The sequence below is a fragment of the Streptomyces sp. NPDC059010 genome (assembly GCF_042740355.1).
In the GTDB taxonomy this organism is placed as follows: Bacteria; Actinomycetota; Actinomycetes; order Streptomycetales; family Streptomycetaceae; genus Streptomyces.
The window spans coordinates 1-5,765 of the sequence record NZ_JBHYJA010000102.1 but is presented as its reverse complement, the minus strand read 5'-3'; the positions used below and the strand labels follow the sequence as shown (position 1 = coordinate 5,765).

The 5,765-nt window shown below is 45.9% G+C and carries 9 protein-coding genes; all 9 read left to right on the top strand.

What is annotated here, in order from left to right; genetic code table 11:
* On the top strand, nucleotides 1-209 hold a 209-nt coding region (locus ACFWYS_RS46465; protein ID WP_384783145.1), incomplete at its 5' end, for a hypothetical protein.
* Nucleotides 210-456: 247 nt separating this feature from the next.
* Nucleotides 457-801, top strand: a complete 345-nt coding sequence (locus tag ACFWYS_RS46460; protein ID WP_376642741.1) for a hypothetical protein — start codon at nucleotides 457-459, stop codon at nucleotides 799-801.
* Nucleotides 802-1,141: 340 nt separating this feature from the next.
* Complete coding sequence (locus ACFWYS_RS46455; protein ID WP_063336321.1) at nucleotides 1,142-1,438, top strand: hypothetical protein; 297 nt, start codon at nucleotides 1,142-1,144, stop codon at nucleotides 1,436-1,438.
* A complete protein-coding gene (locus tag ACFWYS_RS46450) occupies nucleotides 1,425-2,186 on the top strand; it encodes a LysM peptidoglycan-binding domain-containing protein (RefSeq protein WP_376642739.1) in 762 nt (253 codons plus the stop codon). The genes ACFWYS_RS46455 and ACFWYS_RS46450 overlap by 14 nt, the downstream gene beginning before the upstream one ends.
* Before the next feature lie 8 nt (nucleotides 2,187-2,194).
* Nucleotides 2,195-3,019 carry a glycoside hydrolase family 73 protein gene (locus ACFWYS_RS46445; RefSeq protein ID WP_376642737.1) on the top strand — a complete coding sequence of 275 codons (825 nt, stop codon included), beginning with the start codon at nucleotides 2,195-2,197 and terminating at the stop codon, nucleotides 3,017-3,019.
* A complete protein-coding gene (locus ACFWYS_RS46440; protein ID WP_376642735.1) occupies nucleotides 2,988-3,773 on the top strand; it encodes a hypothetical protein in 786 nt (261 codons plus the stop codon). Before ACFWYS_RS46445 ends, ACFWYS_RS46440 begins: the two co-directional genes overlap by 32 nt.
* Entirely contained in the window at nucleotides 3,774-4,880 is a 1,107-nt protein-coding gene (locus ACFWYS_RS46435) for a hypothetical protein (protein ID WP_376642734.1), read from the top strand.
* Nucleotides 4,881-4,893: 13 nt separating this feature from the next.
* Nucleotides 4,894-5,112 (top strand): hypothetical protein, encoded by a 219-nt coding sequence (locus tag ACFWYS_RS46430; RefSeq protein ID WP_376642732.1) that lies wholly within the window; start codon nucleotides 4,894-4,896, stop codon nucleotides 5,110-5,112.
* A 5-nt stretch (nucleotides 5,113-5,117) separates the two neighbouring features.
* Nucleotides 5,118-5,765: glucosaminidase domain-containing protein (locus ACFWYS_RS46425; protein ID WP_380715703.1), on the top strand; the 648-nt coding region annotated here is incomplete at its 3' end.

Here is a 5,765-nt window from a genome sequence, read left to right as displayed (position 1 = left end):
ACCATGCCGCAGACTTATATCCAAACATGGGGTTTATGAGTACCCGAACGTCTACAGTTCCCGAAGCTGAAGATCAAATGTCTCTTGTCGATGATGAGGACACAGCAAAAGAGCATGACGTAAAGCAAGACCCTATTACATCAAAACAAATCTTGCTGGGGTTCGGCATTGTGTTCCTTGTCGTATTCCTATTCTCGGCAAGGGTGTAGGGGGTGTGACTTGTGGAGCAAATCTATTCAATCCTATTAAATAACGGAGCCATGGGCGTAATGCTCGCGTGGTTCATGTTCAAACAATCAAAGGATAACGAACAGACACGGGAAATTCTAACCGATCTGAAAATGGTTATTTCAAAAATCGGGGGTGCGTCAAGCAATGACTAAAATTCTTGTTCTCACCGTTATTATCATCGTGTTTTGGTTCTTCTTTATCCGCCGCAAAAAGAAGGGATAACACATGGAAAAAGGTCTTTTGTTTTTCACGCTGGCGCTCACAGCCATATGGATTATTCTTGATGACTTTTATGGCGGCAAACACCTGTCAAAGATGGCACAGAAAATGACGCCTGACATTTCTACACCGATGGACGTTGTAAAAGATGGTTGGGAATCTACAAAAGAAACCGTCGACGAAGCCGGAAAGACAGCGAAAAAGGCAGTTGAAAAAGCGACAGGATACGACACGTATAAAAAGTATCAAAAGATGAAGCCGGAGCAGAAAAAGAAAGTCAAAAAAGCCGCTAAAGACAGTTTCATAGATGGGTTTTGGAACGGTCTTAAACGCGGTTTTGGCTTGAAGTAAAGGGGTGATTCTATGCAAGAGTTTACAAAGTCTATGCGGTTTATTATCACCTTTCTCTTTTTCGTTATCCTGCTGGGTATGTTCACAAATGAAAAAATAACGTACACGTTCTTGGTACTTGTTCTCGCAAGTATGGCAGTCCTGAACGTTGACAAGGTAAAACAAATCATGGGAGGTCTTGTGGATGGTTAACAAGTTTTTTGACGTGATTGCGGGTATCGGGATTCTCATTGGTATTTATCTGTTCCTGAAAAATGCCAAGTCTACGACTTCCATTATCAGCACAATCGCGAGCAATTCAATTTCAGGCATCAAAGTATTACAAGGGAGGTAAGGCGGCATGATGGAAGGCTATCACCTTCAAAACCGGGTTCATGCGCTTCAGGAGCTTTCACGTCCAGTGGAGCTACCTGACGCGCAGCTAGGTATTGGAGACGCTGAAGAATTACGCCCAACACATGCCAACTTCATTTACCCGATGGTTCCGAAAGAAGCATTGATCGACAAAGTAACAAACATGAGTATTGAGAAAGCGACAGTCGATCTAAACGGAAATCAGGTAGATGAAGAAAACTTCCCTAAGAATCATTATTTCGGTGATCCGATAGGAGGGTTATATTGGTATGGCGGAATTTGAACAAGTCGGTCATGAATCCGGGGGTCATTCCCCGGGTAAAAAGAAATTCCAATTAAACAAAAAGAATATTGTCATTATCGGGTCGGTTGCAATTGGGGTCTTTCTATTAGTCTCCCTTGTGACGCGTGGGCGTCCTGCTGAGGAAGAACAGTACGTGACTTCTGAAGCATTAGAGGGTGATTACTTGGATGGCAATCCTATGAATTCAAGCTTGGTTCAGGCACAGCTACAAAACAATCAATCTCTCATTGAAGGTAGCGTTGATACAGCCTTAAACAACTTTGCAAATGAATTGGGGCAGAACCAAGAATCATTTAAGTCAGATGTAATCGACACCATTACCGATATTGGCAAGGAAAACAAAACGTATGTTGACCAAGTAAAGGACAGCATTTCAAAACAGCTTGCCGATCAAGCGAAGAAATACAGCAACTTGGAAACAGAAAATGACCAGCTTCATAAAGAACTGGAAAAGCTGAAGAACGCGAAACCGTCAACACCTGCCAAAACGACAACACCTGCTAAAAAACCGTCAACCCCGGCTAAAAAGCCATCGCCAGCGAAAAAACCGTCTACACCAAAATACAAAACGGTGACGGTGAAAAAAGGTGACACGTTGTCAGAATTGACGCAGAAATATGGTAAGGGTGGTACAAAAGCCGCGTATATGGAAACAGCCAAGTTTAACAAACTCAAAGACCCGAACAAAATTAAACCGGGTCAGAAAATCAAAATCCTGACAAAGTAGGTGGAAGTATGGGCGTAAATATAAAGCCGTTTATCAAAGACGCGCAAGCCATACAGAAAGAAACTGGCATCCCTGCATCCATCATACTGGGTCAAATCATGTTAGAATCAGGCGGTTCAAACCCGGGCGGATTGTCCGGGCTTGCCTACTACTCTAAGAACCTATTTGGAATAAAGGGAAGAGGTACAGCAGGAAGTGCCACGATGGGTACGACCGAAGTATATAACGGTAAGACCTATCACGTGAAGGATGGCTTTGCAAAGTACAACAGCTATCAAGATTCCATACGCGCCCACGCGGAACTATTATCCAAGCCGCGTTATGCGTCAAAGCTGAAGAACGCAAAAAGCGTTGAGGACTATGCGAAGGGAATCAAAGCTGGAGGGTATGCAACAGACCCTAACTATGTAAATAAGCTTCTCGGCATTATCAGCAGTAACAACCTTCACCAGTACGATGATAAGGACATTACATTCAAAGGAACGTCAGGAGCCGGGGCGACAGGTGGGGATTCTTCATCTTCAGGCACTGACGACAAATCATATTTATCAAATATCATGTTCGGCGTGTTCAGATGGTCTCTTATTCTCGGGCTTGCTATCATTGCAATCGTGTTCTTTATGAAAGCCTTCCCAGCAGTCGGAGACGTTGCGAAAGGTACAGCATCCACCGCAATGGATTTTGTTCCGGGTGGTCGTGCTGTCAAATCTGTTTCTAAGGGAGCCAAAGCCATTAAGAAAGGACGCAGCGCGTCAAACCACATCAAGAAAGCCGCTACAATAGCAAAAGGAGTGAACAAGAATGCCGGAACTAGTCAAACAGCCGGGGGATGACCATAAAAAGAGTACATGGCGTGAACAGACCGTCACCATGCTACCGGGCGACATTACAACGGTTTATTTTGACGACACAAAGCCGAACCATTCAGCCATAACAAATAACACAAGTCAGATCGTGTACGTACACGAGCGCCCGAGCGTGTCGCCTAACAATTATCTTTTAGCCGTAGCGCCGGGGTCAACAAAGCTTTTGGCGCGACCGCTCGGCTATCACACAATCTACCTTGACGCCGCGATCGTGCAGCCCGAAAAAGTCCGGGTCGAATCTTGGATTGAGAAATTTACAGCGTCATCTATACCACAGTCCATTGACACCGTTCAGCTTGGGCAGATGACAGGAACCGTAGATATATCAGCGTTACCGCCGCTTGCGGCAGGCGACAAGCATATTGGGAGTGTTGAGATAGATAAGCCTGTCACACTCGGCGGGTCTTCTATCCCGGCGACACAACCTGTACCAACTCGGGAAGCCGGAATGAATGACTTTAGGGTTGGTGGGGTGAGTGTAGGCGTCACGCCTGTAATGGCAAAGTCAGGTTCTAGCAAACTGACAAACCGCCGAGAGTTGACGATCTACCCGCCTAACTCGGGTGTCATTTATTGGGGTAAGCAGGGTGTCGAGACGACTACAGGTGCGCCGCTCACGTCTAACGACAGCCCGCTAACATTTAAGGTTCATAGCCAAAGCCCTGACGTGTACCTAGTCGCTGATACTGAGACAGTCGTCACAATCGTGGAGGTGTCCTAATTGATTGAACTCGGGTCAAGGCGGACGCCGCCCTATGATGATACAGGCGTCAAAACAAGTATTTCAGATTTAAAAGACAAGATGGCAAAGCTTCAGGACACCGTTGACCATATGGACGTGTCAGATGAGATAAAGAACGATATTCTGACGCTTCAGCAAAAAGTCCAAGCGTTAGAGGATACCGCGGACGGTGGGTCAACTGGTGCAACTGACCAACAAATTCAAAGTATGAAGGCTGACGTTGATTCATTCGGCCGAGTCTTGGACGCTCATGTAAAGGACACGACCAAACACGTATCGTCTGAAGACCGTACCAAGTGGGACGGTATGAGTGACAGGGTGACGACATCAGAAACAAACCTGAAGAACCATATCGCAAATGCTAAACCTCACGTCTCGGATTCTGAACGTTTGAAATGGAATCAAGCTGCTACGGATGCGACACAGCTGCAAAAGGATTTACAGACAACGAATCTATCGCTTCAGGATGTTATCGGGGTTCAAAACTTCTCACAGAAATATGCATTAACGGATGCTGAAGGAATGCGGAAACGGTTGGCTTCAGCTGACAGCATATTCACCGCACCACCCGGTTTTTATTATGGGACAGGATGGAATCAACTACCGTTACCGGGTGACGCTTCTTGGTACTATCTCGACATTCTACCAGCGCCAAACGGTCTGCGGAAATTGGTTCTGACACGTTCCTATGATAATACGTCATGGATTGGTGTTATACACACTGACAATGTATTCAGGGGTTGGCGACAGCTGTTTACACAAAATGATTTTATGGCGCTCACATGGTATAACCTTCCGTTATTGAATGGAGCAAAGGCGTCAGGAAGAACACCGCAGTATACCCGCTGGGGAAACATCCTCATGCTAAAAGGTGACGTGGCGTGTGACCTCGGCGTTGACTTTGCACAATTGCCCGCGTCATATTCACCGTCAGACAAAAAGGCGGTCATGGCAACAGCATACGGAACGACAGGCTTCACAAAATTTTATATCAACACTGACGGTAAACTGGCGTTTGTCGGCTTTTCAGGAAACAATCAGTCCGCCGTGTCCAGTTGGTCATTAGACGCGGCAGTGCCTTACTAGGAGGGTTGGAGCAATGGAAATGATACAAGTATTCGTATATGATTCGGATTTCATCTTCGACTATCCTGAAATTGTTCCGGCTGATTCCGTACCGGATAATGCGACAACCGTACAGCCGCCGGGATATTGGCGGGCGCAATTTCAGAAGGATAGAAAACTATGGATTGAATCCGCTTCAGACGAACAAATAAATGAAATGAGACAACAAATGAGGGAGAGTGTAAAAGAATGAGTTTCATGGAGAATGTTGCAAGTGAAGCACAAAAATTATACGGTGTAAGTCGAGTTTTACCTTCAGTTATCACAGCACAAGCCATACATGAGTCAAATTGGGGCAAATCCGGGCTTGCTACGCGTGCAAATAACCTGTTTGGTATAAAAGGTATCGGGAACGCTGGAACCGTTCATATGGGCACGTGGGAGGTTTTAAACGGGGTCGATAAAACAATCAAAGCAGGGTTCCGGGCGTATAAGTCTGTTCGCGATTCTATCATAGACCTTGTGAACCTCTATAACCGTCTTGACCGTTATAAGGCTGTTGTCGGGGAAACGAACTATGTACAAGCTTGTGCCGCCATCCAAAAGGGTGGATATGCGACAGACCCGAACTATGCGAAGAAGCTTATCGCCACAATCGAAGCCCACGGGCTGACGAAATACGATAAGGTCGGGAACAAAGCCGCAGTGAAGGCGAAACCTGCCAAGTCGTCCGGCTCGACATATACCGTTAAGGCGGGTGACACATTGACAGCAATTGCAAAGAAATATAATACGTCAGTGAAGGAGTTGGCGAAAGTGAACGGTATTAAAGATGTTAATATGATTCGTGTTGGTCAAGTCCTGAAGGTATCAGGAGCCGCACCATCCGGCGGTACATTCTACACC